This window comes from Flavobacterium lipolyticum, assembly GCF_020905335.1.
GTDB classification, from domain to species: domain Bacteria; phylum Bacteroidota; class Bacteroidia; order Flavobacteriales; family Flavobacteriaceae; genus Flavobacterium; species Flavobacterium lipolyticum.
In genome coordinates, this window is the sequence record NZ_JAJJMN010000001.1 from 521,558 (window position 1) to 547,181 (window position 25,624).

The window sequence follows — 25,624 nt, forward strand, 5'->3', positions numbered from 1 at the left end:
TCTTAGTAACTTAGAACCTCAAAAAAAATGCTTGAAATCTTAAAAGAACCTTGGCCTTGGTACGTTTCCGGGCCGCTAATCGGATTAACAGTTCCTGTTTTATTGATTCTTGGAAATAAATCTTTCGGAATCAGTTCCTCTCTTCGTCACATTTGCGCGGCTTGTATTCCTGCCAATATTTCTTTCTTTAAATACGACTGGAAAAAAGAAAGCTGGAATTTATTCTTCGTTTTTGGAATTTTCCTGGGCGGAGTCATTGCGGCTTATTTTCTGGCGAATCCAAATCCAATAGAAATTAGTCCCGAATTATCAACGAAATTAGCTGCCTACGGAATTACCGATTACAACGGTTTAGTTCCTGCACAATTATTTTCCTGGGAAAGTTTATTCACGCTTCGTGGTTTTATCATGATTGTGGCAGGCGGATTTCTGGTAGGTTTTGGAACACGTTATGCCGGCGGATGTACCAGCGGACATGCCATTATGGGAATTTCAAATTTACAATGGCCATCATTGGTAGCGACAATCTGTTTTATGATTGGAGGTTTTGTAATGACACTTTTGATCTTACCTTATATTCTTTCACTTTAAAATTTCAAAAATGAGTTTAGAAAACAAAACAGTCGACGGCGAAGGAATCAATGCCAGCCAGAAAAAAGAAACAGTCTTTGGAAATCTTAAATATTTAATCGTTGGTATCTTTTTCGGAATCTTATTCGTAAAAACTGAAATCATAAGCTGGTTCCGTATCCAGGAAATGTTTCATCTTGAATCATTTCATATGTACGGTGTAATTGGAAGTGCTGTTGCCGTTGGAGTAATCTCAGTATTTCTTATTAAAAAGTTCAACATAAAAACACTGCAAGGCGAAAAAATCGAAATTCAGCCCAAAACGTTCAGCAAAGGGCAAATTTATGGCGGATTGTTGTTTGGTTTTGGATGGGCCATTACAGGCGCTTGTCCGGGACCTTTATTTGCCCAAATTGGTACCGGTGCAACTGTTATTGTTGTAACGCTGATAAGTGCCATCTTAGGAACCTGGGTTTATGGTTTTATTAAAGACAAATTGCCTCATTAATATTCTTATTTAATATCATACACATCAAACCCGACAGATTTTAAAAACCTGTCGGGTTTACTAATAACTAACAGATGAGCCACACAACAGAAAATTTAATTTTAAGAAAAGCGGATACCTCTGAAATACCACAAATATGGAGTATTCTGCAAGATGCTATTGAACAGCGAAGACTGGACGGAAGTACACAATGGCAGGACGGTTATCCTAATGAGCTAACCATTCGTACCGATATTGAAAACGATCATGGGTATGTGCTTACAGAAAATGACACTATATTATCTTATGCGGCGATTCTTTTTGATAAAGAACCAGCCTACGAAATCATACAAGGTAAATGGCTCACTGACGGTGATTATGGAGCTATTCATCGTGTTGCCGTATCGAAACTCGCAAAAGGTAAAGGTATTGCAACCAAACTGTTTGAAAAGATAGAAAGTTTATGCCTCAAACAAAACATATACAGTATAAAGGTAGACACGAATTTTGACAATATCCCAATGCTTAAAATTTTAGACAGACTGAAATATACCTATTGTGGTGAAGTTTTTTTCAGAGGAGGAGCACGAAAAGCATTTGAAAAAAAATTGATTTAGAAAATAAAATCACAAAATAAAACAAACGGACCCGACAGATTTTAAAACCTGTCGGGTTTTATTTTGCCTGTGATTAAGTTCTATAGTTTTTTAAGACATTTTTTTCGACTAAGAGTATTATCTTCCTTTTACTTTCATTAAGTTTACAATACCAGATTTAATCTTACAAAAACAGCGAACCAATCACAGCCCTATGAAACGCTCAGAACAATTGTCGAAACTAGAAAATACGGAACAATGGGATGTAATCATAATTGGCGGGGGAGCAAGTGGTTTGGGGACTGCTCTAGATGCCGCAAGCCGGGGTTATAAGACCATTCTGCTTGAAGCAGTCGATTTTGCAAAGGGAACCTCCAGCCGAAGTACCAAATTAGTTCACGGTGGTGTTCGCTATTTAGAGCAGGGAAATATCCATCTGGTCATCGAAGCCCTGAAAGAAAGAGGATTACTGGCTAAAAATGCCGGCCATTTAGTAAAAAATCAATCTTTTATAATTCCTAATTACAACTTCTTTGCCGGTTTATTCTACACCATCGGATTGACTGTTTATGATTTATTGGCAGGGCGTTTAAGTTTGGGGCGATCAAAATACCTTTCCAGAAAAAAAACAATTGAAATGCTTCCTGCTGTAGCAGAAAGAAATCTAACCAATGGCGTAATTTATCATGATGGCCAATTTGACGATTCCCGACTGGCGATAAACATTGCCCAAACGGCCATTGAAAAAGGAGCCTGCCTTTTAAATTATGTCAAAGTTGTTCATTTACTAAAGAACGATCAAGACCAAATCATCGGTGTTGAAGCCATAAATCATGAAACAGGCAAAAAGTACGAAATCAAAGGGTCGGCTATTATCAATGCAACGGGTGTTTTTACAAATGCCATCATGAAACTAAACGACACGGTATACAAAAAATACATTGTGCCAAGTCAGGGAATTCATCTTGTATTTGATCAATCCTTTTTGCCGGGCGAACACGCTTTGATGATTCCTAAAACAAGTGACGGAAGAGTTTTGTTTGCCGTTCCCTGGCACAATCGAATTGTAGTCGGAACTACTGATACTTTAATTCGAAAACACAGTCTCGAACCCATTGCGTTAGAGAGTGAAATTGAATTTGTTTTGGAAACTGCTCAACGTTTTCTGGCTAAAAAACCCACAAGAGCCGATGTTTTATCTGTTTTTGCCGGTTTACGACCTTTAGCTGCACCGGAAGAAGAAGGCAAAAGCACCAAAGAAGTTTCCCGAAGCCATAAAATCATAGTTTCAGAAACCGGATTAATCACAATTACCGGAGGCAAATGGACTACTTACAGAAAAATTTCTGAGGATATTATTGATAAGGCTATCAAAATAGGCAAATTGCCTAAAAAAGCTTGTATTACCGAACAGCTTCCCATTCATGGAAATAAAGCCACTACAAATTCAGACAGAACAAATCATTTATATATCTATGGATCAGACCTTCCTAAAATAGTAGAATTGCTGCAAAGAGAACCTGAACTGAAAGAAAAATTACATCCGGATCACGAATTCATAATGGCCGAAGTGGTTTGGGCTATTCGATATGAAATGGCAAGAACAGTAGATGACATTCTCGCAAGACGTGTCCGCTTGTTGTTCTTAGATGCCAGAGCTGCCATAGCTTCTTCTGAAAAAACAGCGCGCCTTCTGGCAAAGGAACTCGGTCATGATGAAACCTGGATCCTTAGAGAAATAACCAACTTTCATGGAATTGCAAAAGGCTTTCTTCTAAAAGAATTTCAATAGATTTATATTAACTTAAACCTGTTGAGTGAAATTGAATTACATTTAATTTTAACACATAGTAACATAGGTATTAATATGCAAAAGAGGAAGGCAAAGCAGAAACACCTTTCTTTCACATAGTATATTATGTGCTTTTTAACTAGTGAAATACCTTTTTTAAGTTTACAAAGACTATGTTACTATGTGTTAAAACAATTTCACCCACCGGGCTAACTTAAAAATATGCGATCATGCAGGACAAATTAATTCTGGCTTTGGATCAGGGAACTACTTCTTCCAGAGCCATTGTATTCAATCACAAAGGAGAAATAGTCAGTATTTCTCAAAAGCCATTTAAACAAATTTTTCCAAAACCGGGATGGGTCGAACATGATCCTAACGAAATCTGGTCTTCGCAAGTTAGTGTCGCTGCCGAAGTAATAGCAAAAGTTGGAATTACGGGCCGCGAAATTGCTGCTATAGGAATTACCAACCAGCGGGAAACTACCATTGTATGGGATCGCGAAACAAGCGAACCTGTTTACAAGGCTATTGTCTGGCAAGACCGCAGAACGGCAAAATACTGCGACGAACTAAAAGCAAAAGGTCATACAGAAATGATCCAGAAGAAAACCGGATTAATTCTCGATGCTTATTTTTCCGGAACCAAAGTAAAATGGATATTGGACAATGTTCCCGGAGCACGCGAAAAAGCAGAACAGGGAAAACTTTGTTTTGGAACTGTAGATACCTGGTTGATTTGGAAACTAACCCGAAGTAAATTGTTTATGACGGACGTTTCTAATGCCAGCAGAACTTTATTATTCAATATAAATACTTTGGACTGGGACGACGAGTTGCTGGCATTATTTGATATTCCGAGAGCCATGCTGCCTGAAGTAAAAGAAAGCAGCGCGATATATGGAGAAACGAGCACTACCCTATTCTCAACAAAAATCCCGATTAGCGGGGTTGCCGGAGATCAGCAGGCAGCCCTTTTTGGTCAGCTGTGTACCAATTCCGGAATGATTAAAAACACCTATGGAACAGGTTGTTTTATGCTGATGAATACCGGTGAAAAACCTATTTTTTCAGCGCACAACTTATTGACTACAATTGCATGGAAAATCAACGGAAAAACTACGTATGCGTTAGAAGGCAGCGTTTTTGTTGGAGGTGCAGCCGTACAATGGTTACGAGACGGCGCAAAAATAATCAATTCATCAGATGAAATCGAAGCTCTCGCAGCAAGCGTGCCTGACAATGGCGGTATTTATTTTGTTCCTGCTTTGACCGGTTTAGGAGCACCACATTGGGATCAATACGCAAGAGGCGCCATCGTTGGAATCACCAGAGGGACGACAAATGCACATATTGCCAGAGCTACTTTAGAAGGAATTGCTTATCAGGTAAACGATCTCCTCAAAGCTATGGAAGCAGATTCCGGATACAAAGGAATAGAACTACGAGTAGACGGTGGTGCAGCAGCAAACAATTTATTAATGCAATTTCAATCAGACATATTTGGGTCTAATGTAACCCGACCTACCACATTAGAAACTACCGCTTTGGGAGCCGCGTATCTGGCAGGACTAGCCGTGGGATATTGGTCGAGTTTAGACGATCTGAAAGAACAATGGTCGATCGACCAAGTATTTTCTCCAAAAATGGATCAGGCTAAAGTAAAGCTACTGGTGAAAAACTGGGACAGAGCTGTTGGCCGCGCATCGCATTGGATTGAAGAATAATTTTTAACTACTAACTAAACCGTAAAAAATGACTCCTTTTATAGCAGAAATTTTAGGCACAATGATTATGATTTTATTAGGAAATGGCGTTGTGGCAAACGTATTACTTAAAGATACCAAAGGAAACAATTCGGGTTGGATGGTGATCACATCAGCTTGGGCATTTGCCGTTTTTGTGGGCGTTACGATCGCGGGACCCATTAGCGGTGCTCATTTAAATCCTATTGTTACGTTAGGTTTGGCCCTGATTGGAAAATTTACCTGGAATCTGGTTCCTGCTTACATCCTTGCTCAAATGATTGGAGCAATGTCAGGTGCTTTTTTAGTGTGGCTGTCTCATAAAGATCATTTTGCAGCAACCGAAGATGAAGGAGTTAAACTGGCCTGTTTCTCTACCTCACCGGCAATCAAAAACAATCTCTCCAACTTAATCAGTGAAGTAATTGCGACTTTTGTCTTACTATTTTCAGTCTTTTATATTGCCGGACCAAGTTTGCAAATCGCAACCGATGCGAATGCAACAATTGGTTTAGGAACCATTGGAGCGCTTCCGGTAGCAATAGTCGTATGGGCAATTGGTCTGTCGTTAGGAGGAACTACAGGTTACGCCATAAACCCCGCAAGAGATTTAGGCCCGAGGATCATGCATGCTATTTTACCTATAAAAGGAAGCAGTAACTGGACGTATGCCTGGATTCCAATTGTAGGACCCATAATTGGTTCGGGATTAGCTGCCGCATTATATTTGACGATTAATTAATGCCTAACAAACGGAGAGTTCTGAAATTTAGGGCTCGCGGGTTTCTCCTATTATGAGCTCGCGTGAGGGATAGAAGCTATCTGCCGAAGCAGTGCGGATAGCCCGACAGCATCCTGATAAGAGGGCGTATAAGCACAACGTAACTTTGCCCTCTTATCGGGATGGTGGCACGCCCTGCTCAGCATTAAATTACTTCTTTATATAAGGTTTTGCCAAGGTTTTAAATTTTTGAAAAAGCTTAGTTCGTTTTAAATAATCATTAAATAATTCCCCAATCTTGCATTAAATTAAAAACTTATACTATTTTTACTATAGTTCTATAGGGTATATAAAGTTTAAAAGTAGTGTTATTTTTAATTAACAAAAAATTAACAATACATTTGTATATACAAATATGAAAAGTTATACATTTGTATATACAAATTATACACTTACGACTATGACAATTGAAGAGGTTATAAAAAGTACAGTTAAGATGGATAATGCGAGAAAAGTTATTCTGAATATCATGTACACGCAAAATGTGATTCAGGATCATTTCAACGAATTGATAAAACCGTATGATCTGTCCGGAGAGCAATACAATGTACTGCGTATATTAAGAGGACAAAAAGGAAACCCTGCTAATATGTGTGTGATACAGGAGCGAATGCTGGCCAAAACGAGCAACACGACCCGATTAGTAGACAAATTATTATTGAAAGATTTCGTTACCAGAAATGTTTGTCCCGGTAATCGACGTAAAATTGAAGTTCTAATCACCCAAAAGGGATTGGATGTATTGAAAGAATTAGATCCGAAAGTAGACGAGCACGAGCGTTTGTTTGCCAAGAACATAAGTCCAGAAGAATTAGAATTATTAAACCAATTATTAGAAAAATACAGAACCCAACAAAATTAAAATTATGAGTACATTATTAGACAATCTAAACTGGAGATATGCAACAAAGAAATTTGATGCCACCAAAAAAATATCTTCACAAGATTTAAACACTTTAAAAGAAGCTGTTAGATTAAGTGCTTCTTCATACGGATTACAACCCTACAAAGTTATTATTGTTGAAAATCCGGAAATCAGAGAAAAATTAAAAGCTGCTGCTTACGGACAGACGCAAATTACAGATGCTTCTCAAATATTTATTTTCGCCAACGACTTAAATCTTGGAGCAGATTCTGTAGATGCTTACATCAACACCATCAGTGAAACAAGAGGTGTTCCTGCTGACGCTTTAGGCGGATTCAGTGACATGATGAAAGGTACTATTTCAAATCTTTCAGTTGAAGCAAAAAATATTTGGACAGCAAAACAAACTTATATCGCTTTAGGTACTTTATTGAGTGCTGCTTCTGAATTAAAAATCGATGCGACTCCAATGGAAGGATTTAATGCTGCTGCATTTAATGAAATATTAGGTTTTGACAAATTAGGATTAAACACTTCTGTTATCGCAACTGTAGGATACAGACATGATGAGGACGAAACTCAGCACTACAAAAAAGTTAGAAAATCAAACGAGGATTTATTTATCACTATATAATTATTATTAATCAAAATCAATTTTAACAAAATGAAAAATTTAAAGACAATTGCAATAGCATTATTCGTAGCAGTAGCTGGACTTTCAGTAAACGCACAAACTAAAAAAATCGATGTAAAAGCAAGTACTATCAAATGGGTAGGTAAAAAAGTAACCGGAGAGCACTCAGGAACTGTAAACTTCAAAGAAGGTGCAGTAGTTTTCAAAGGAAAAAAATTAACAGGTGGTAGCTTCACTGTTGATATGACTTCATTAACAGCAACTGATATCACCGGAGAATACCAAGGAAAATTAAACGGCCACTTAAAAGCTGACGATTTCTTTGGAACTGACAAATTCCCAACTGCAAAATTAGTTTTCAAAACTATCGGAGCAAAATCAACTGATGTATACACTGTAACTGCTGATTTAACTATAAAAGGAATCACTAAACCTGTAACTTTTGATATCGCTGTAAAAGGAAATACTGCTACAACAGCTTTCAAAGTAGACAGAACTAAATACGATATCAAATACAACTCTGGTAATTTCTTCCAAAACTTAGGAGACAAAACTATCAATGACGAATTTGAATTGACTGTAGCTTTAAAATTCTAATAGCATAAAAATCAGCAATTCCTTATTTTATAAGAAAAACCCCAATAGTTTAACACTATTGGGGTTTATTTTTATATTTTTCCCAAAAAAATAACATTCTTAATACTCCCCTAACGCTTTCGTAATACCATACTGGACTTTGATTAACATTGGCCTTCTACTTTTGAACTTATTAAAAATCAAAAACTGGAAATCAAAATCATAGTTATGAAAGCAAAAATACATCTTATAGTTGTCACGGTTCTTAGTACTTTTTTTCTACAGGCACAACAACAGCCTAAAGGTATTATTGGTACCTCAAACTGGATGAACAACTGGACCAATTTTAAACCTGCCAATACCGAATATAGCGAAGCCACAAACATTATTGCAGGAACTATTAACAAAGACACCAAACTCCTTAAACGCAATACGTATCAGTTAGTTGGAGTTGTTTACGTTACCAACAATGCCGTATTATCTATCGAACCGGGAACTGTAATAAGAGGCGACGATAAAACATGTGGAACTTTGGTAATTACAAACGGATCCAAAATTGTAGCCGAAGGTTTAGAAACAGACCCTATTGTTTTTACATCCAATAAAGAAACGACCCAAAGAAAACCGGGAGACTGGGGTGGAATTATCATTTTGGGAAAAGCACCAATCAATACACTTGGAGGAGTACATACTTTACCTTTTGATCTCGAACCAATGCTAAACCACTATGGCGGTCAGGATGCCGAAGACAACTCGGGAGTTTTAAAATATATTCGAATTGAATATTCCGGACGAAAACTAAGTGCTGCCAAAGAACTTAATGGACTTTCGCTTGCCGGAGTAGGAAAAAAAACAATTTTAAGCAACATTCAGATCAGTTACTCTAATGATGACTCTTTCGAATGTTACGGAGGAGATTTAAACCTGAATAATCTGGTTTCTTATCGAACTACCGATGATGATTTTGATTTTACTCAGGGTGCACAAATCAACATCAATAACAGTATTGCCATTCGTCATCCCTTTTCATCGGATATTTCGGGCTCAAGATGTTTCGAAGTTGATTCTTATGACAAAATCGGAAATACAGACATGAGCAAAAAATTAACTAAAATAAACGCCAGTAACATTACACTTATAAATCTGGAAGAAAATAATCAGGGACTTGTGAGAGAATCAGTCTATGTGAGAGAAAACACTTTTTTTAATTTTACGAACAGTATTGTTTCCGGATTTACACCTTTTGTTCTACTGGAAGGAAATATTGGAAACGGCGAAGTTAATTTAGGAAAAATTACCTTCAAAAACTTAATCGTCAATAACTGTAATGGTGGAATCACAAGCGAAGCCGGCGGAGCAAATACTGCAATTGAAAATTATTACAACAATCCCATTTTTGACATTAACTTTACTAAAATCAAAAACAGCGAATTGTTTACAACACCAAATATCAAAGGAAGTCCGGACTTTAGGATGAACGTAAACAATACCATAGCCATTGGCAACTAAGACCTTAAAACAACCTTACAAGAACAAAATTTAACAAATTTTAAAATTTAAAGAAGTTTTTTTTTACTTTTTATACCTTGTAATTCAAATTACATTTATATATTTGTGAAATCAATATAAGATATGAAAACAATAATGAACAATACTTGGTGGTGGAAGAATTTACGTGAAACGTCGTGAACAAAGCTTCCTATGGTATTATAAAACTATAAATATAAAAGGCTTGTCATCACGACAAGCCTTTTTTTTTTGGTCTGAACTCTGATAAGAAAATCTATTAAAAATAAAAAAACGAAAAACTTTGAAACCATTTACACTCAACACACACTACAAACAAATTCTGGCAGACACCATTACACCGGTAAGTGTTTATTTTAAAATCAGAGACAAATTCCCAAATAGCTTACTATTGGAAAGTAGTGATTATCATGGAAATGATAATAGTTTCTCTTACATCTGCTGCAACCCTATTGCAACCATTAAAATTGAGAACGAAATCATTTCAAAAACTTTTCCTGACGGAACGAAAGAACGAATCACTATCGACAGTTCAACGAATATTCCGGAAATTATTCAGGAATTTTCGAGCCAATTCCAATCAGAAAAAAATGATTTTAAATTTATCAATAATGGTTTATTTGGATACATTTCTTACGATGCTGTTCGTTATTTTGAAAAAGTTTCGATTGCCAAAAAAGACAGAGCTACCTCAATTCCTGATGTATTTTATGCTGTTTATCAAAACATCATTGCCATCAATCACTTTAAAAACGAAGCGTACATTTTTTGTCATAGTGTTGATGGAAGAAATAATATTTCGGAGATCGAACAATTATTACAATCGAGAAATATAGCATCTTACAAATTCAGCAAGGAAGGCGAAGGTTTCTCTAATTTAACCGATGACGAATTCAAACACAATGTAGCTTTAGCCAAAAAACACTGCTTCCGTGGAGATGTTTTTCAACTGGTACTTTCACGTCGTTTTACCCAAGGTTTCAAAGGCGATGAATTCAACGTATATCGAGCTTTACGAAGTATAAATCCTTCTCCGTACTTATTCTTCTTCGATTATGGTGATTTCAAAATATTTGGGTCTTCACCTGAGGCACAAATAATTGTAAAAAACAGAAAAGCCGAAATTCATCCTATAGCCGGAACTTTCAAAAGAACCGGAAATGACGAACAGGACGCTGTTTTAGCCAAACAACTATCAGAAGATAAAAAGGAGAACAGTGAACACGTGATGCTTGTCGATTTGGCCAGAAATGATTTAAGCCGAAATGGACATGATGTAAATGTTGAAAAATACAGAGAAGTTCAGTTTTTCTCGCATGTAATTCATTTGGTTTCCAAAGTAACCGGTTATTTACATGAAAAAGCAACCACTATGCAGGTGGTAGCCGATACTTTCCCGGCAGGAACTTTAAGTGGAGCTCCAAAACACAGAGCCATGCAACTGATCGAAGATTATGAAAAAACAAATCGTAATTTCTACGGAGGAGCCATTGGGTTCATGGATTTTGAAGGTAATTTCAATCACGCTATTATGATTCGAACTTTCCTGAGTAAAAACCACCAATTACACTGCCAGGCTGGTGCCGGAATTGTTGCCAGTTCTGATGAAGAAAGTGAAATGCAGGAAGTTTACAACAAACTAAGAGCCTTGAATACAGCCTTAGAGATGGCAGAGAAAATATAAGTCATTTTGTTTCAGGTTTGTCTGCGTTACAACAACGTGAAACTTAAAACTTAAAACTTAAAACTTGAAACTTGAAACTTGAAACAAAAAGAACCTGAAGCTTGAAACAAAACTAAAAAAACAACCATAAACCCAACCTAAAAAAACGATGAAGAACATTATTCCATTTTTGATTGCCATTGTATTATTTACTTCCTGTGAAGCTAAAAAAGAATCAAACACACTTCCTTTAAGCGGAACCTGGCGTCTGATATCAGCTGAAACCACCGAAAAAGATTCTACGTTCTCAACTTTCAATCCGAAAACAAAAATGATTAAAATTATAAATGATAGCCATTTTGCTTTTTTTAATCATGATTTAAATAGCGGTAAGGATTCAACGAATGCGGTTTTCTTTGGCGGAGGTGGAAAATATACTTTAAAAGACAGTATTTATACCGAAAATCTGGAATACTTCAATAACCGTCAATGGGAAAACAATAAGTTTGAGTTTGTTGTAAAAATTAAAAACGATACTCTGATTCAAAAGGGAATCGAAAAATTAGAAAAATTAGGAATCGATCGTATTATCACTGAAAAGTACGTTCGGGAGAAATAAACAGAAATCAGTTGCCAGTCACAGTATTCAGTCTCAGTAAACTTAGCACCTGAGAATCTTAGCAACTTAGAACCTTAAAAAAATGAAAAAAATATTAGTTATAGACAATTACGATAGTTTCACTTATAATTTAGTACACTATCTGGAAGATTTAAACTGTGAAGTTACGGTATACAGAAACGATGAGTTTGATATTGATGAAATTGCATCTTTTGAAAAAATACTACTTTCACCAGGTCCCGGCATACCGGATGAAGCAGGGTTATTAAAAGCGGTGATTCAGAAATATGCTCCAACAAAAAGTATTTTAGGCGTTTGTTTAGGACAACAGGCTATCGGAGAAGTTTTCGGAGGAACACTTTCAAACCTGGACAAGGTATATCATGGTGTCGCTACAAATGTAAAAACAGTAGTTTCAGACGAAATTTTGTTCGAAGGTTTGGGTAACGAATTCGAAGTTGGTCGCTACCATTCCTGGGTTGTTGATGCCAACTTGCCCGATGTTCTTGAAGCCACTTCAGTTGATGAAAACGGACAAATCATGTCTTTAAGACACAAAACTTTTGATGTAAGAGGTGTACAATTTCATCCGGAAAGTGTTCTGACACCAAAAGGAAAAAGGATTTTAGAGAATTGGATTAAGAGTTAGTAAAAAAATAGTTTCAAGTTTTAGGTTTCAAGTTATTGTAACCTGAAATCTGAAACCTGACACTGAATAACGATGGAAATACAAATCAAAGAAACTAAAGATATTAATATTGAGGAAATAATAGTACTGTACAAAGCAAACGAATGGAGTTCTGCTCACAAACCAAATGAATTGTACAATGGTCTTTTAAATTCTGAAACTTTAATAACAGCCTGGGAAGGAAAAAAATTAATAGGACTAGGAAATGCTATTTCTGATGGGCATTTAACCGTTTATTATCCACATTTACTAATACTTCCGGAATATCAGGGAAAAGGGATCGGAAAATTAATTTTGGATAAGATGCTCGAAAAATATCGTCATTTTCATATGCAAATGCTGACTGCTGACGGAAAATCAGTTGACTTCTATAAAAAGAATGGATTTGAACGCGCGGGAAAAACAGAGCCCATGTGGATTTATCAGGGGAATGAACATTAGAAAAAATTTACAGTCTCAGTCTCAGTATCCAGTATTAGTGAAACCTTAGGATCTTAGTACCTCAAAACCTTAGCAACTTTAAAAAATGAAAAACATACTAAATAAATTAATCAATCACGAAGTACTTTCGAAAGAGGAAGCCAAAGACGTGTTGATCAACATCTCAAGCGGGGCTTACAACCCAAGTCAGATTTCGGCATTCTTGACTGTATTTATGATGCGAAGCATTACCATTGATGAACTTTCCGGATTTCGCGAAGCTTTATTAGAATTGTGCATTCGTGTGGATTTATCGGCCTACAACGCTATTGATTTGTGCGGAACGGGTGGTGACGGAAAAGATACTTTCAACATTTCGACTTTAGCTTCATTCGTAGCTGCCGGAGCAGGAATAAAGGTAGCAAAACATGGAAATTATGGGGTCTCCTCTATTTCGGGATCAAGCAACGTGATGGAAAAAATGGGAATAAAATTCAGCAACGATCCGTCATTTTTAGAAAAATGCATTGATCAGGCAGGAATTTGTGTTTTACACGCTCCTTTATTTCACCCTGCTATGAAAAATGTAGGACCAATCCGAAAAGAACTAGCGGTAAAAACATTTTTTAACATGTTAGGTCCAATGGTAAATCCATCTTTCCCTAAAAATCAATTAGTTGGTGTTTTTAATTTAGAATTGGCGAGAATGTATGCTTATTTATATCAAAACACCGACGTTAATTTTACCATCCTGCATTCGCTTGACGGTTACGATGAAATCTCGTTAACCGGTCCGACAAAAATCATTACAAGCGATATGGAAGGCATGTTGAAACCCGAGGATTTCAACGTTCGCCTTTTATCGCAAAGAGAAATTGAGGGAGGAAGAACCATCGAAGAATCAGCCGATATGTTTGTGAGTATTATTTCCGGAAAAGGAAGTGAAGCTCAGAATAATGTGGTTTGTGCAAATGCCGCAATGGCCATTTCAACCGTAACCAAATGCTCTCCTCAGGAAGGTTTTAAGCAGGCCAAAGAAAGTTTGTTTTCCGGAAAAGGGCATCAAGTGCTTAAAAAATTACAAGAACTAAGTAAGTAAAAAATAGTTTCAAGTCTTTTTTGTTTCAGGTTTCAAGTTGTTGAAACCGGGAACTTGAAACCTGAAACCTGAAACCAATAAAACAATGAACATTTTAGATAAAATAATTGTAGATAAAAAACGAGAAGTCGTTCTGAAAAAATCAATCATTCCCGTTTCACAATTGGAAGCTTCTGTATTTTTTGGAAGAGAAACGATTTCTTTAAGTCAAAAACTGAAGACAAGTTCGACAGGAATAATTGCAGAGCACAAACGCCGTTCTCCGTCTAAATCTGTAATCAATCATAGCTTCACAGTAGAAGAAGTTGTTAAAGGATATGAGAATGCAGGCGCCTGTGGAATTTCAGTTTTAACTGATGGAAAATACTTTGGCGGTTCATTAGACGATTTACTTCTGGCAAGAGCAAGTGTAAATATTCCGCTTTTGCGAAAAGAATTTATCGTCGATGAATATCAGATTTTAGAAGCCAAAGCATACGGAGCCGATTTAATTTTACTGATTGCAGCCGTTTTAACCCGCGAAGAAATCAAATCCTTATCGGAATTTGCCAAACAATTAGGGTTAGAAGTTTTACTGGAAGTACACAATCAGGAAGAATTAGAGAAATCTATAATGCCGAGTTTAGATATGATTGGCGTGAACAACAGAAATCTGAAAACCTTTGAAGTAAGTCTGGATTTCAGCAAACAACTGGCCGCTCAAATCCCAAATGATTTTGTAAAAGTTTCAGAAAGCGGAATTTCATCTATTGAAGCCATTTCGGAATTAAGACCCTATGGTTACAGTGGTTTCCTAATCGGAGAAAACTTTATGAAAACAGATAATGCCGGTCAGGCAGCAACTGAATTTATTAGACAGCTGTAGGCTGTAGGCTTTAAGCTTTAAGCCGTAAGCTGAAAACCGAAAAACTTTCTTAACATTACTAATTTAGCCTAAAGCTTATTGCTTAAACTCTAACCAATCGATAAAAAATAATACGGCATGAAACAAAAGCTTATAGCTTAATGCCTATTGCTTAAAGCATAAAAATAAAAAAAAATGAAACTAAAAATATGCGGCATGAAATATCCCGACAATATACTCGAAACAGGAGCACTCCTGCCCGATTATATGGGATTTATTTTCTGGAAAAAATCCGCACGTTATTTTGACGGAACGATTCCGGAATTGATTCATACCATCAAGAAAACTGGTGTTTTTGTAGATGAAACGGTTGATAACGTATTATCAACAGCAGACAAGTATCATTTACAAGCCGTTCAGTTACATGGAAAGGAAACCGTAGAATTTTGCCAGGAACTGAGAGCTAAGATCGATGCCAAAATTGATGTAACTATTGAAATCATAAAAACATTCTCGATAGATGAACATTTTGATTTTGAAATTCTGGCACCTTTTGAAAAGGTTTGCGATTATTTTCTGTTTGATACAAAAGGAAAATTACCGGGCGGAAACGGAACCACTTTTGACTGGAAAATACTGGAAAATTATAAATCTGAGAAACCAATCTTTTTGAGCGGTGGCATCGGAATTGAAGAAATACCTGCGATAAAGAACCTCAAAGTACCTATTTACGCTATCGACGTAAACAGTAAATTTGAGACAGAACCAGGATTAAAGAATATAAGTCTATTAAGAAAGTTTCAGAAAAATCTAAAACCTGCTACTTTAAACCCAAAACAACTATACAATGAATTATAATGTTAACGAAAAAGGATATTACGGAGAGTTTGGAGGCGCCTATATACCCGAAATGCTTTATCCGAATGTAGAAGAATTACGTCAGAATTATCTAAAAATAACAAGCGAGCCAGATTTTAAAGCAGAATTTGACCAATTACTAAGAGATTATGTAGGTCGTCCTAGTCCGCTTTATTTTGCAAAACGTTTGTCGGAGAAGTACAATACTAAGATATATCTGAAAAGAGAAGATTTAAATCATACCGGGGCACATAAAGTCAATAATACTATTGGACAAATTCTGGTTGCCAAACGCTTGGGTAAAAAAAGAATTATCGCCGAAACTGGTGCCGGTCAGCATGGTGTGGCAACCGCTACAGTATGTGCTTTAATGGGAATGGAATGTATCGTGTATATGGGTGAAATTGACATCGCACGTCAGGCACCAAACGTGGCACGTATGAAAATGTTAGGCGCCGAAGTTCGTCCGGCACTTTCAGGCTCCAAAACATTAAAAGATGCTACCAATGAGGCGATTCGTGATTGGATTAACAATCCCGTAGATACACATTATATCATAGGTTCAGCAATTGGACCACACCCCTATCCCGATATGGTTACCCGTTTTCAAAGTGTCATTTCAGAAGAAATCAAATGGCAGTTAAAAGCAAAAGAAGGACGTGAAAATCCTGATTATGTAGTAGCTTGTATTGGTGGAGGAAGTAATGCGGCCGGAACTTATTATCACTTTCTACACGAACCTGAAGTGGGAATTATTGCCGTAGAAGCTGCCGGAAAAGGTGTAGACAGCGGTCATAGCGCCGCCACCAGTAAATTAGGGAAAATGGGAATTATTCACGGCTGTAAAACCCTTTTGATGCAAACTCCGGACGGACAAATTACCGAACCGTATTCTATTTCTGCCGGTCTTGATTATCCCGGAGTTGGTCCTATGCATGCCCATCTGGCGCAAACCGGTCGCGGGGAATTCTTTTCTGTAACTGATGATGATGCAATGAACGCAGGTTTACAGCTTACCAAACTGGAAGGAATTATTCCGGCAATTGAAAGTGCACATGCTTTTGCTGTTTTAGATCAGAAGAAATTCAAGCCAAGCGATATTGTAGTGATCAGTCTTTCTGGTCGTGGAGATAAGGATTTAGACAATTATATTGATTATTTTAAATTGTAATAAGATAGCAACTATGGAAAAGTTATTCTCTTACGGAACATTGCGATCAAAAGAAATTCAGATGCGCCTTTTTAACAAGGTGTTAATCGGAACCCGAGATCAGCTTCATGGTCACAAACTAAAAAGTCTGCAAATCGAAGAAGAATTTGGAATGGCAGATTATGTTGTAGTTGTACCAAGCGCATCCTCTACGGACCCTATACACGGTGTTGTTTTTGACGTCACAAATGCCGATTTAGCCAAAGTAGATCTATTCGAATCTAATGCGTATAAAAGAGTTCAGGTAACCTTGAATTCCGGAACAGTTGCCTGGATTTATATCGAAAACAAATAATTCTATACCATGATTCTGGCAGCAGCACAAACAAAACCACTCCGCGGGGATATTGATTCCAACTTATTAGAGCACTACCGTCTTGTTGAACTAGCCGTTCAGAATGGAGCAAAATTAATTGCATTTCCTGAAATGTCAATCACGGGTTACGAAAGAGAGTACGCTCAAAAACTGGCGTTTCAAAAAGACGATTCGAGATTAGATCGTTTAAGAAAATTAGCCGTAGAAAATAATATCGTCATCATTGCAGGAGCACCAATCCAAATTGAAACAAAATTATTTATCGGCGAATTTATTATTGCTCCGGACAATTCTGTTTCGATATACACCAAGCAATTTTTGCATGAAGGAGAAGACGATTTTTTTCAATCTTCGTTTGATTATAATCCGATGATTGAAATTGAAAATCAGAAAATTTCATTTGCTATTTGTGCTGATATTGACCATCCACAGCATCCGCAAAATGCATGTAAGAGAGAAGCAAATATTTATATTGCCAGTATTTTCTTTTCGCCAAACGGGATTCCAAATGCTTACAGGCATTTACAAAGTTATGCCGAGAAACATCAATTGAATGTGCTGATGTCTAATTTCAGCGGAGAATCGTGGGGATCACCATCGGCCGGACAAAGTGCTTTCTGGAATAATAAAGGTGAACTTATTGAACAAATGAACGATACAGATACCGGACTTTTATTGGTGGAATATCAAAACGAAAACTGGACCAGTAAAGTTGTAAAAAATTAGTACAAATCCCTTAATCCGGGAGAAGATAAAATTTAAACCTATCTAACTTTTGTTAGGAGAAAAAATAAAAACAATGAACAGAATAACTCAAAAATTACAAGAAGATAAAAAGATTCTTTCTATTTATTTCTCAGCGGGATATCCCAATTTGAATGATACCGTTCCCATCATTCAGGATTTAGAAAAAAATGGTGTTGATTTAATCGAAATTGGCTTGCCTTTTAGTGATCCTTTGGCTGATGGTCCAACCATTCAGGCGAGTTCAACACAGGCTCTTCACAATGGAATGACTACCCAAATTCTTTTTGATCAGTTGAAAAACATCCGCGAAAGCGTAAAAATTCCGTTAATTATTATGGGGTACTTCAACCCGATGCTGCAATACGGAATCGAAGAATTTTGTAAAAAATGTGCCGAAATTGGTATCGACGGCTTAATTATTCCGGATTTACCTGTTGATGTTTACGCAGACGAATACAAAGCAATTTTCGAAAAATACGGTTTAATCAATGTTTTCCTGATTACCCCTCAAACGTCAGAAGAGCGTATACATTTTATCGACAGCGTTTCAAATGGATTCATTTATATGGTGAGTTCAGCCAGCGTAACGGGTTCTCAGGCCGGTTTCGGAAATACTCAGGAAAGTTATTTCGAAAGAATTGCCCAAATGAATCTTAAAAACCCACAAATTGTAGGTTTTGGAATTTCAAACAAAGAAACATTTGATCAGGCTACTAAATATGCCAAAGGGGCTATTATCGGAAGTGCGTTTATCAAACATTTAAGTGAAAGCGGTTCTGGAAAAATTAGAGAATTTGTTGGAGAGATTCGATAATTAATTTTTCTACTAAATATATAATACTGTCTAGTTTGTCATTTCTCCTCCGTCGAAATGACACTCGTAATTCGACAAAGATTGACTATTATGCATGAGGAATTTCTTATGTGATTTCTCCCTTCGGTCGAAATAACAAAAAACCATTAAAAGCTGAAAACAGGTCTGTTTTCAGCTTTTTTTGTGCAAAATTATCACGCTTAAAAAGTGTTAATATTTTGTTAAAATAAAATTAAACAACTGTTTAATTTAAACGCTTGTTTAATTTTGTACCCGATTAGAAACAATACCATGTTAAACTTCGAATTAAACGATAAAAAAATTCAAATTCTGGAAGTTGCTGAAAAGCTATTCTCAGAAAAAGGATTTGAAGGGACTTCGATACGGGATATCTCCAAACATGCAAAAATTAATATTGCAATGGTTTCGTATTACTTTGGCTCTAAAGAAAGACTACTGGAAGCCCTTATTATTTACAAAACTGCCGATTTAAAGCTTCAACTTGAAAATTTATTACAGGAAAATATTGAACCTCTCGATAAAGTCAATAAATTAATCGAAATTTACATTACGAGAATAAGCTGTAACAAAGGGATTTTCAGAGTTTTACACTTTGAACTTAACTCTAAAAAAAGAGAGAAAAGTATGATCGCCTTCACAGAACTTAAAAAAGGAAATTTAAAATCGGTTGAGAGTATTATTGCACAGGGTCAGTCTAAAGGAGTTTTTAGAAAAGATGTAATTATTCCACTCATTACTCCTACCATCATTGGAACCTTTTTTCACTTTCACATGAATAGGCCTTTTTTTGAGGAACTATTAAATTTAAAAACAGAAGAGATGTACAACGAGTACATCAAAACCAGTCTTACAAAGCACATTCAACAAACTATAAAAGCGCTACTTGTTTATGAAAATTAGTCAATTAATGCTCTTTGGGGTTTTCTTCATCGGAATTTCGTCAATAGAAGCACAAGAGAAAACAAGTTTAACCTTAGGCGAGGCCGTAAAAATGGCTTGGGAAAAAAGTAACGAAGTTACACTTGCCAACTCTAAGGTAAACACAAAAAAATACGAATTAAAAAGCGTAAAAGACAATCAATATCCGGATATTAAAATTTCCGGTCAATACCAACGTCTTACAAAGGCATCGATTACTATGCCAAATCAAAGTGAAAATGCATCTATCGCATCTCCGGACAGAGCAATGTTTGGAATGGCAACTTTGAGTCTTCCTTTATTTTCAGGATTCAAAATTCAGAATAGTATTGAAGCCTACGATAACTTGTACGAAGCGGAAAATGCTACTGCTGCCAAAACGAAAGAGGATGTTGCTTTAAAAGTAATTACCTATTACACTGCTTTGTACAAAGCTCAAAAAACATTGGATGTTTTAAATGAAAATCAAAAAAGTGCGAAACAACGTGTTACTGATTTTACAGAATTGGAGAAGAATGGAATTATTCCAAGAAATGATTTATTAAAGTCTCAATTACTGGTTTCAAAAACACAATTATCTATTGATGAAGCCACTAACAATCTTAACAATATCAACTTCTATCTAACGACTTTATTAAAGTTAGACCCTAACACAAAACTGCAGGTTAATGAAGCTGATTTTTTCAACTTAAAAACAAGCAATGCGCCAACATCAGATGCAATAGCTCTTGAAAACAGAAAAGATTTAGAAGCAATTCGTTTGCAGCAAAAAGCTACTGAGTCAAATATCAAAGTAGCAAAGGCTGCCTATTATCCTACATTAGCCTTACTTGGCGGTTATACGGCACTGGACCTTAAAGACATCATAACGGTGAGATATGCTATGAACTTTGGATTAGGTTTAACTTATGACTTATCCGGAATTTACAAAAACAGTGCCCATGTACGAGTAGCGGAAAGCAAAGCTCTGGAAGTTAAAAATAGTGAGGCTGTAATGACGGACCGTATTAAAATCGAAGTTCAAAAATCAATTGAAGATTATGATTTGGCTATAAATCAAAGTGTGGTTTACGATGAAGCTCTTCAACAGGCAAGTGAAAATTACAGACTTGTAAAAGATAAGTTTGACAATGGTTTATCAGATACTAATGATTTGGTTGAAGCTGACGTTGAACAATTAAGCGCTAAAATAAATACCGCATTATCAAAAGCTACTATCATTCAAAAATATTACGAATTACTTTCGGTATCCGGACAATTATCACAATCATTCAATCTTTCTAAAATATAATCGACAGCTCTCATGGAAAAGAAAAAAACAAATACTAAATTCATCATTATACTAACCGTTTTGGTTTTAGTGGGCGGAACTTACGGAATAACTAAGTACATGCATTCTTTAGCTCACGAAGAAACGGACGATGCTCAAATCGAGAAAAAAATGAATCCGATTATTCCAAGAGTATCGGGATATATTAGTAAAGTATACGTAAAAGATAATGATTTTGTAAAAAAAGGTGATACTTTGTTTACGATTGATAAAAGAGATTATCAGTTAAAAATAGATGAGGCTAATGCTGCTTTATTAGGCGCTGAAGGACAATACGAAGCCGCAAAAGCTGACATTGGAAGCGCTAGTGCAAGCATCTCTGTATCGGATGCGCAAATGAGATCTGCAACAGGTTCTATCGAAAGTGCAAAAATTAGATTAAGACAGATTACAAACGATTACAACCGTTACAATAATTTGTACAAAACACATACGATTACAAAACAACAATACGAACAGGCTCTATCTGCAAAAGAAGAAGCCGAAAACCAGGTACGTGTTTTGCAAGATCAACAACGAGCTAGTTCTTACCAAAAATCAGTAATTCAATCGAAATCAAAAGTTTCTGACAAACAAACTGAAGTAGCTTCCGCTAATATCAAAAAAGCGAAAACAATGTTAGACGTTGCTCATTTAAACCTTAGCTATACGGTTGTAACTGCTGCAATTGACGGACAGGTTTCTAAAGTAGACATTCAACCAGGACAATTAGTTCAACCGGGACAATCTTTATTCTACATCATCAACAACAATGAAGCTTGGGTTGTAGCTAACTTCAAAGAAACGCAATTAAACAAAATGGTTGCCGGACAAAAAGTAAGTCTAAAAGTGGATGCTTATCCAAACTATGAATTTAAAGGTACTGTAACCTCTTTTTCTCCTGCAACGGGATCTCGTTTTTCTTTATTACCTCCTGATAATGCAACCGGTAACTTCGTAAAAACAATTCAAAGACTACCAGTAAAAATTAGTTTAGACGAATCAAACGATCCGGAGAAAGTAAAATTACTAAGACCAGGGATGAATGTTGATGTAGATGTACATTTAAAATAACATAATGGCAGCAGTACAAGCAGACGATGATTTAGTAGAATACGGATTCAGACGTGTCATTATTACGATTACGGCGGTACTTTGTGCCCTGCTTGAAATCGTCGACACGACCATTGTAAACGTAGCACTAACAGACATGCGAGGTAGCCTTGGTGCTACTTTGACTGATGTGGCCTGGGTAATTACAGCATACGCCATTGCGAATGTGATTGTAATTCCGATGACGAGCTGGCTTTCACAACAATTTGGAAGACGTAATTATTTTGTGGCTTCTATCATAATATTTACGGTCTGTTCCTTTTTATGCGGAAACGCCTCCAATATTTGGGAACTGGTAGCCTTTAGATTTGTTCAGGGTATGGGTGGAGGTGCCTTACTGGTAACAGCACAAACCATTATCACCGAAAGTTATCCCGTAGCAAAACGTGGAATGGCTCAGGCTATTTACGGAATGGGGGTAATTGTTGGACCAACTTTAGGACCGCCATTAGGAGGTTATTTAGTAGACAACTACTCCTGGCCTTATATTTTTTACATTAATATTCCATTGGGTATCATTGCTACAATTTTAGCATTAACCTTCGTAAGAAGTCCTAAGTATGGGGAAAAATTAAAAGCCAATCAGGTTGACTGGTGGGGAATTATATTGCTTGCAGCCTTTATCGGGTCTCTACAATTCGTTCTGGAGCATGGGCAACAAGACGATTGGTTCAACGATTCAACTATCATAACTTTAAGTGTGGTTACGGTTTTAGGATTGGTCTTATTTATTTGGAGAGAGCTTACTTATAAACATCCAATCGTAAACTTAAGTGTTCTAAAGGATGGAAACCTTAGAATAGGAACTGTAATGTGTTTCATTCTTGGTTTCGGTCTGTACGGATCGACTTTAATTATACCAATCTACACGCAATCTATTTTAGGATGGACCGCAACCGATGCCGGGTTATTATTGATTCCGGGATCTATTACCACAGCAATCATGATGCCTTTTGTCGGGAACATGATTCAGAGAGGAGTTCCGCAGGGCTATATGGTTGGAGTAGGATTTTTGGTATTCTTTTTCTTTACCTTTATGATGCAGACCCGTATGACTCCTGATACCGGAGTTGAACATATGTATTGGCCTCTAATTTTAAGAGGAGTTGGTTTAGGATTACTTTTTGTACCTATTACGACACTCTCTCTATCAACCTTAAAAGGAAAACATATTGGTGAAGGAGCTGCTTTTACCGGAATGATGAGACAACTAGGAGGTTCGTTTGGTATTGCTATTATTACCACGTTTATTACTCGTTTAGGACAGGAACACCGAGTGAACTTACTAACCAAGTTAGATCCTGCAAAATATGAAGTACAACAGCGTATTGCAGGAATGCAAAGAGCTTTTATGTCTAAAGGATATAGCGCAGACGTTGCATTGAAAAAAGCCTACCAAGCCATTGAATATTCTGTAATGAAACAAAGTACCGTAATGGCTTATATGGATATTTTCATGTATTTGGGAATTATGTTCTTATGCTGTATTCCAATTATTCTTTTAATCAAAAAAGGAAAAAACAAGATTAATCCTGCTGATGCAATGCATTAATAATAATTGATTTATAATACGTAAAAACGCCGAGTTCATTCCTGTAACTCGGCGTTTATTTTTTTCAAACATTAATAATTTAACCGCAAAGCACGGAAAGAATTTATTTCTAAGAAGCTTTAAATATGAAAAGTTCGCAAAGCTTTGTGTAAAAACTTTGCGAACTTTGTGTAAATCATTGTGTTCTTTGCGGTTAAAAACCTAAGTATCTCAGCATCTTAGCCCCTCAGAACCTTAAAAAAAACCTATCTCGTAAACACCAAATGATTTCCCTTTGAAAGATTACCATCAAACTGATACCCTTCATAATTAAATCCTTTTAAGTCTTCAATAGTTTCAGCATTCGTATCAATAATATAACGCACCATCATCCCTCTTGCCTTTTTGGCAAAGAAACTGATCATTTTGAGCTTTCCGTCTTTATAATCTTTAAAGTCCGGTGTGATCACAGGAACTTTTAAAGCTTTTACATCTACCGCTGAAAAGTACTCGTTACTTGCTAAATTCACGAACAGCTCTCCCTTAGACAACTCTTTATTTAATGCTTTTGTCACGGTTGGTTTCCAAAACTCGTGCAGATTTTTATACTCCCCCACTGGCAATTTTGTTCCCATTTCCAGACGGTAAGCCTGCATTAAATCTAATGGTCTCAAAACGCCGTAAAGCCCTGACAGAATTCGAAGTTTGCTTTGAAGAACGTCGAGTTTCTCCACCGGAATAGTATAAGCATCTAAACCCGTATAAACGTCTCCATCAAAAGTATAGACTGCCGGACGGGCATTTTCAGGTGTGAATGGTGTTTTCCAATCCTGATTTCTTTTCCAGTTCAAATCTGATAATTTAGCTGAAATCGACATTAATTCAGATAACTCAGCAGGTTTTTTAGTCTTTAAGATTTTATGAACCTCACGTGCTTCTTTTAAAAAATGAGGTTCTGTATGTTGAGTAGTAGGTAATTCTTTTTCGAAATTCAGTGACTTTGCAGGCGATATAACAATTTTCATGTGTACATTTTTATATACTCCAAAAATACAAATTGAATTTTTAAAAATAACAGATCTGAATTGATTTGTTCGATCGCATTATAAAGGTTCCTTTTCGCCACGAATTCACGAATTAACTTTTTAAATTAAATAAAATCCGTGAGTTGTTTCGCACGTTCGCATTACTAAATATTTATTTTGCCACAAATTTTCGCTAATTTCTGTTTCTATACCTAATCTAATTCGCAGAAATTCGTGTAATTAGTGGCAACCTTTCTTCTATTAATAAAATCCTAGCACTCAAACTGTGAATTTATTCAAAAAAGTGAGCCTTAGATTATAATAGGCATTTTCTATGTCGTAAATTTGCAACCATAAAATTCCAAAAACATTTTCAATGCAAAATTGAAAGTTGTATTCTAAATAATAGCCACGAATTAACTTTTTTAAAAATAATTCGTGAATTCGTGGCAGATAAAAATTTAGAACATGACAAAGATCTTGTACCAGCTGGAAAGTTATCAAATAATGGGAATTTTATTTGATGTTCATAGAAATTTAGGTGGAGGCTTTTCTGAAATCGTATATAAAGATGCTTTAGAATATGAATTTAAGAAAGAGAATATTCCATTTGAAAGAGAAAAAGAATATTTGGTAAACTATAAAGACATAATATTGAATCACAGATTTTACGCTGATTTTATTTTGTTCGATAAAATTGTACTTGAAGTAAAATCGAGTGAATTTTTACATCCAAAATACATTTCGCAATGTCTTAATTATCTCAAAGTTTCTAAAACGCATTTAGCAATTTTAGCGAACTTCAATTCTGTCTCACTTGAATACAAACGTATTATTTTATAAAATTAGTGAATTC

The 25,624-nt window shown here is 36.2% G+C and carries 27 protein-coding genes; 26 read left to right on the forward strand and 1 reads right to left on the reverse strand.

Annotation, left to right across the window (positions count from 1 at the left end; all coding sequences use genetic code 11):
* Positions 1 to 27 precede the first annotated feature (27 nt).
* The 25 genes from LNQ34_RS02160 (at position 28) to LNQ34_RS02280 (ending at position 23,764) form a co-directional block, all read left to right on the forward strand.
* Positions 28 to 591, forward strand: coding sequence for a YeeE/YedE family protein (locus LNQ34_RS02160; RefSeq protein ID WP_229998539.1), 564 nt, complete (start codon positions 28 to 30; stop codon positions 589 to 591).
* 10 nt (positions 592 to 601) lie between these two features.
* Positions 602 to 1,078 (forward strand): DUF6691 family protein, encoded by a 477-nt coding sequence (locus LNQ34_RS02165; protein WP_202703918.1) that lies wholly within the window; start codon positions 602 to 604, stop codon positions 1,076 to 1,078.
* A gap of 74 nt (positions 1,079 to 1,152) precedes the next feature.
* A complete protein-coding gene (locus tag LNQ34_RS02170; RefSeq protein ID WP_202703919.1) occupies positions 1,153 to 1,674 on the forward strand; it encodes a GNAT family N-acetyltransferase in 522 nt (173 codons plus the stop codon).
* 193 nt (positions 1,675 to 1,867) lie between these two features.
* On the forward strand, positions 1,868 to 3,445 hold the full coding sequence (locus tag LNQ34_RS02175; protein ID WP_229998540.1) for a glycerol-3-phosphate dehydrogenase/oxidase: 1,578 nt from the start codon (positions 1,868 to 1,870) through the stop codon (positions 3,443 to 3,445).
* Between the two features lie 230 nt (positions 3,446 to 3,675).
* Entirely contained in the window at positions 3,676 to 5,172 is a 1,497-nt protein-coding gene (glpK, locus tag LNQ34_RS02180) for a glycerol kinase GlpK (protein WP_202703921.1), read from the forward strand.
* A gap of 28 nt (positions 5,173 to 5,200) precedes the next feature.
* The gene (locus LNQ34_RS02185; RefSeq protein WP_229998541.1) at positions 5,201 to 5,932 is read left to right on the forward strand and encodes an MIP/aquaporin family protein; all 732 of its coding nucleotides are present in this window, start codon (positions 5,201 to 5,203) and stop codon (positions 5,930 to 5,932) included.
* Positions 5,933 to 6,371: 439 nt separating this feature from the next.
* A complete protein-coding gene (locus LNQ34_RS02190) occupies positions 6,372 to 6,833 on the forward strand; it encodes a MarR family winged helix-turn-helix transcriptional regulator (protein ID WP_017495265.1) in 462 nt (153 codons plus the stop codon).
* A 4-nt stretch (positions 6,834 to 6,837) separates the two neighbouring features.
* Entirely contained in the window at positions 6,838 to 7,470 is a 633-nt protein-coding gene (locus tag LNQ34_RS02195; protein ID WP_202700798.1) for an NAD(P)H-dependent oxidoreductase, read from the forward strand.
* A 30-nt stretch (positions 7,471 to 7,500) separates the two neighbouring features.
* Positions 7,501 to 8,067: a YceI family protein gene (locus LNQ34_RS02200; protein WP_202700799.1), complete on the forward strand. Its 567-nt coding sequence runs from the start codon at positions 7,501 to 7,503 to the stop codon at positions 8,065 to 8,067.
* A gap of 207 nt (positions 8,068 to 8,274) precedes the next feature.
* Positions 8,275 to 9,555 (forward strand): hypothetical protein, encoded by a 1,281-nt coding sequence (locus LNQ34_RS02205; RefSeq protein ID WP_202700800.1) that lies wholly within the window; start codon positions 8,275 to 8,277, stop codon positions 9,553 to 9,555.
* A 301-nt stretch (positions 9,556 to 9,856) separates the two neighbouring features.
* Complete coding sequence (locus tag LNQ34_RS02210; protein ID WP_202700801.1) at positions 9,857 to 11,257, forward strand: anthranilate synthase component I family protein; 1,401 nt, start codon at positions 9,857 to 9,859, stop codon at positions 11,255 to 11,257.
* A 148-nt stretch (positions 11,258 to 11,405) separates the two neighbouring features.
* Positions 11,406 to 11,855, forward strand: a complete 450-nt coding sequence (locus LNQ34_RS02215) for a hypothetical protein (protein ID WP_202700802.1) — start codon at positions 11,406 to 11,408, stop codon at positions 11,853 to 11,855.
* Between the two features lie 82 nt (positions 11,856 to 11,937).
* Positions 11,938 to 12,504, forward strand: a complete 567-nt coding sequence (locus tag LNQ34_RS02220; protein WP_229998542.1) for an anthranilate synthase component II — start codon at positions 11,938 to 11,940, stop codon at positions 12,502 to 12,504.
* A 72-nt stretch (positions 12,505 to 12,576) separates the two neighbouring features.
* Positions 12,577 to 12,984: a GNAT family N-acetyltransferase gene (locus LNQ34_RS02225; protein ID WP_229998543.1), complete on the forward strand. Its 408-nt coding sequence runs from the start codon at positions 12,577 to 12,579 to the stop codon at positions 12,982 to 12,984.
* A gap of 85 nt (positions 12,985 to 13,069) precedes the next feature.
* On the forward strand, positions 13,070 to 14,062 hold the full coding sequence (gene trpD / locus LNQ34_RS02230; protein WP_089076427.1) for an anthranilate phosphoribosyltransferase: 993 nt from the start codon (positions 13,070 to 13,072) through the stop codon (positions 14,060 to 14,062).
* Positions 14,063 to 14,147: 85 nt separating this feature from the next.
* Positions 14,148 to 14,927 (forward strand): indole-3-glycerol phosphate synthase TrpC, encoded by a 780-nt coding sequence (gene trpC, locus LNQ34_RS02235; RefSeq protein ID WP_229998544.1) that lies wholly within the window; start codon positions 14,148 to 14,150, stop codon positions 14,925 to 14,927.
* A 174-nt stretch (positions 14,928 to 15,101) separates the two neighbouring features.
* Positions 15,102 to 15,764, forward strand: coding sequence for a phosphoribosylanthranilate isomerase (locus tag LNQ34_RS02240; RefSeq protein WP_202700806.1), 663 nt, complete (start codon positions 15,102 to 15,104; stop codon positions 15,762 to 15,764).
* Positions 15,754 to 16,935, forward strand: coding sequence for a tryptophan synthase subunit beta (gene trpB, locus LNQ34_RS02245; RefSeq protein WP_202700807.1), 1,182 nt, complete (start codon positions 15,754 to 15,756; stop codon positions 16,933 to 16,935). Before LNQ34_RS02240 ends, trpB begins: the two co-directional genes overlap by 11 nt.
* A gap of 13 nt (positions 16,936 to 16,948) precedes the next feature.
* Positions 16,949 to 17,269 (forward strand): gamma-glutamylcyclotransferase family protein, encoded by a 321-nt coding sequence (locus tag LNQ34_RS02250; protein WP_202700808.1) that lies wholly within the window; start codon positions 16,949 to 16,951, stop codon positions 17,267 to 17,269.
* Between the two features lie 9 nt (positions 17,270 to 17,278).
* Positions 17,279 to 18,016 (forward strand): carbon-nitrogen hydrolase family protein, encoded by a 738-nt coding sequence (locus tag LNQ34_RS02255; RefSeq protein WP_229998545.1) that lies wholly within the window; start codon positions 17,279 to 17,281, stop codon positions 18,014 to 18,016.
* Between the two features lie 73 nt (positions 18,017 to 18,089).
* Positions 18,090 to 18,851: a tryptophan synthase subunit alpha gene (trpA, locus tag LNQ34_RS02260; RefSeq protein WP_229998546.1), complete on the forward strand. Its 762-nt coding sequence runs from the start codon at positions 18,090 to 18,092 to the stop codon at positions 18,849 to 18,851.
* 291 nt (positions 18,852 to 19,142) lie between these two features.
* Positions 19,143 to 19,772, forward strand: coding sequence for a TetR/AcrR family transcriptional regulator (locus LNQ34_RS02265; RefSeq protein WP_229998547.1), 630 nt, complete (start codon positions 19,143 to 19,145; stop codon positions 19,770 to 19,772).
* Entirely contained in the window at positions 19,762 to 21,081 is a 1,320-nt protein-coding gene (locus LNQ34_RS02270; protein WP_202700812.1) for a TolC family protein, read from the forward strand. Before LNQ34_RS02265 ends, LNQ34_RS02270 begins: the two co-directional genes overlap by 11 nt.
* A 12-nt stretch (positions 21,082 to 21,093) precedes the next feature.
* A complete protein-coding gene (locus LNQ34_RS02275) occupies positions 21,094 to 22,173 on the forward strand; it encodes an HlyD family secretion protein (protein WP_229998548.1) in 1,080 nt (359 codons plus the stop codon).
* 4 nt (positions 22,174 to 22,177) lie between these two features.
* On the forward strand, positions 22,178 to 23,764 hold the full coding sequence (locus tag LNQ34_RS02280) for an MDR family MFS transporter (RefSeq protein WP_202700814.1): 1,587 nt from the start codon (positions 22,178 to 22,180) through the stop codon (positions 23,762 to 23,764).
* Positions 23,765 to 24,009: 245 nt separating this feature from the next.
* Here the strand turns inward: LNQ34_RS02280 and yaaA are convergent, their stop codons facing one another.
* The gene (gene yaaA, locus LNQ34_RS02285) at positions 24,010 to 24,768 is read right to left on the reverse strand and encodes a peroxide stress protein YaaA (RefSeq protein ID WP_229998549.1); all 759 of its coding nucleotides are present in this window, start codon (positions 24,766 to 24,768) and stop codon (positions 24,010 to 24,012) included.
* Positions 24,769 to 25,236: 468 nt separating this feature from the next.
* Between yaaA and LNQ34_RS02290 the strand changes: the two genes are divergently transcribed.
* Positions 25,237 to 25,611 carry a GxxExxY protein gene (locus LNQ34_RS02290; RefSeq protein ID WP_229998550.1) on the forward strand — a complete coding sequence of 125 codons (375 nt, stop codon included), beginning with the start codon at positions 25,237 to 25,239 and terminating at the stop codon, positions 25,609 to 25,611.
* Positions 25,612 to 25,624 lie beyond the last annotated feature (13 nt).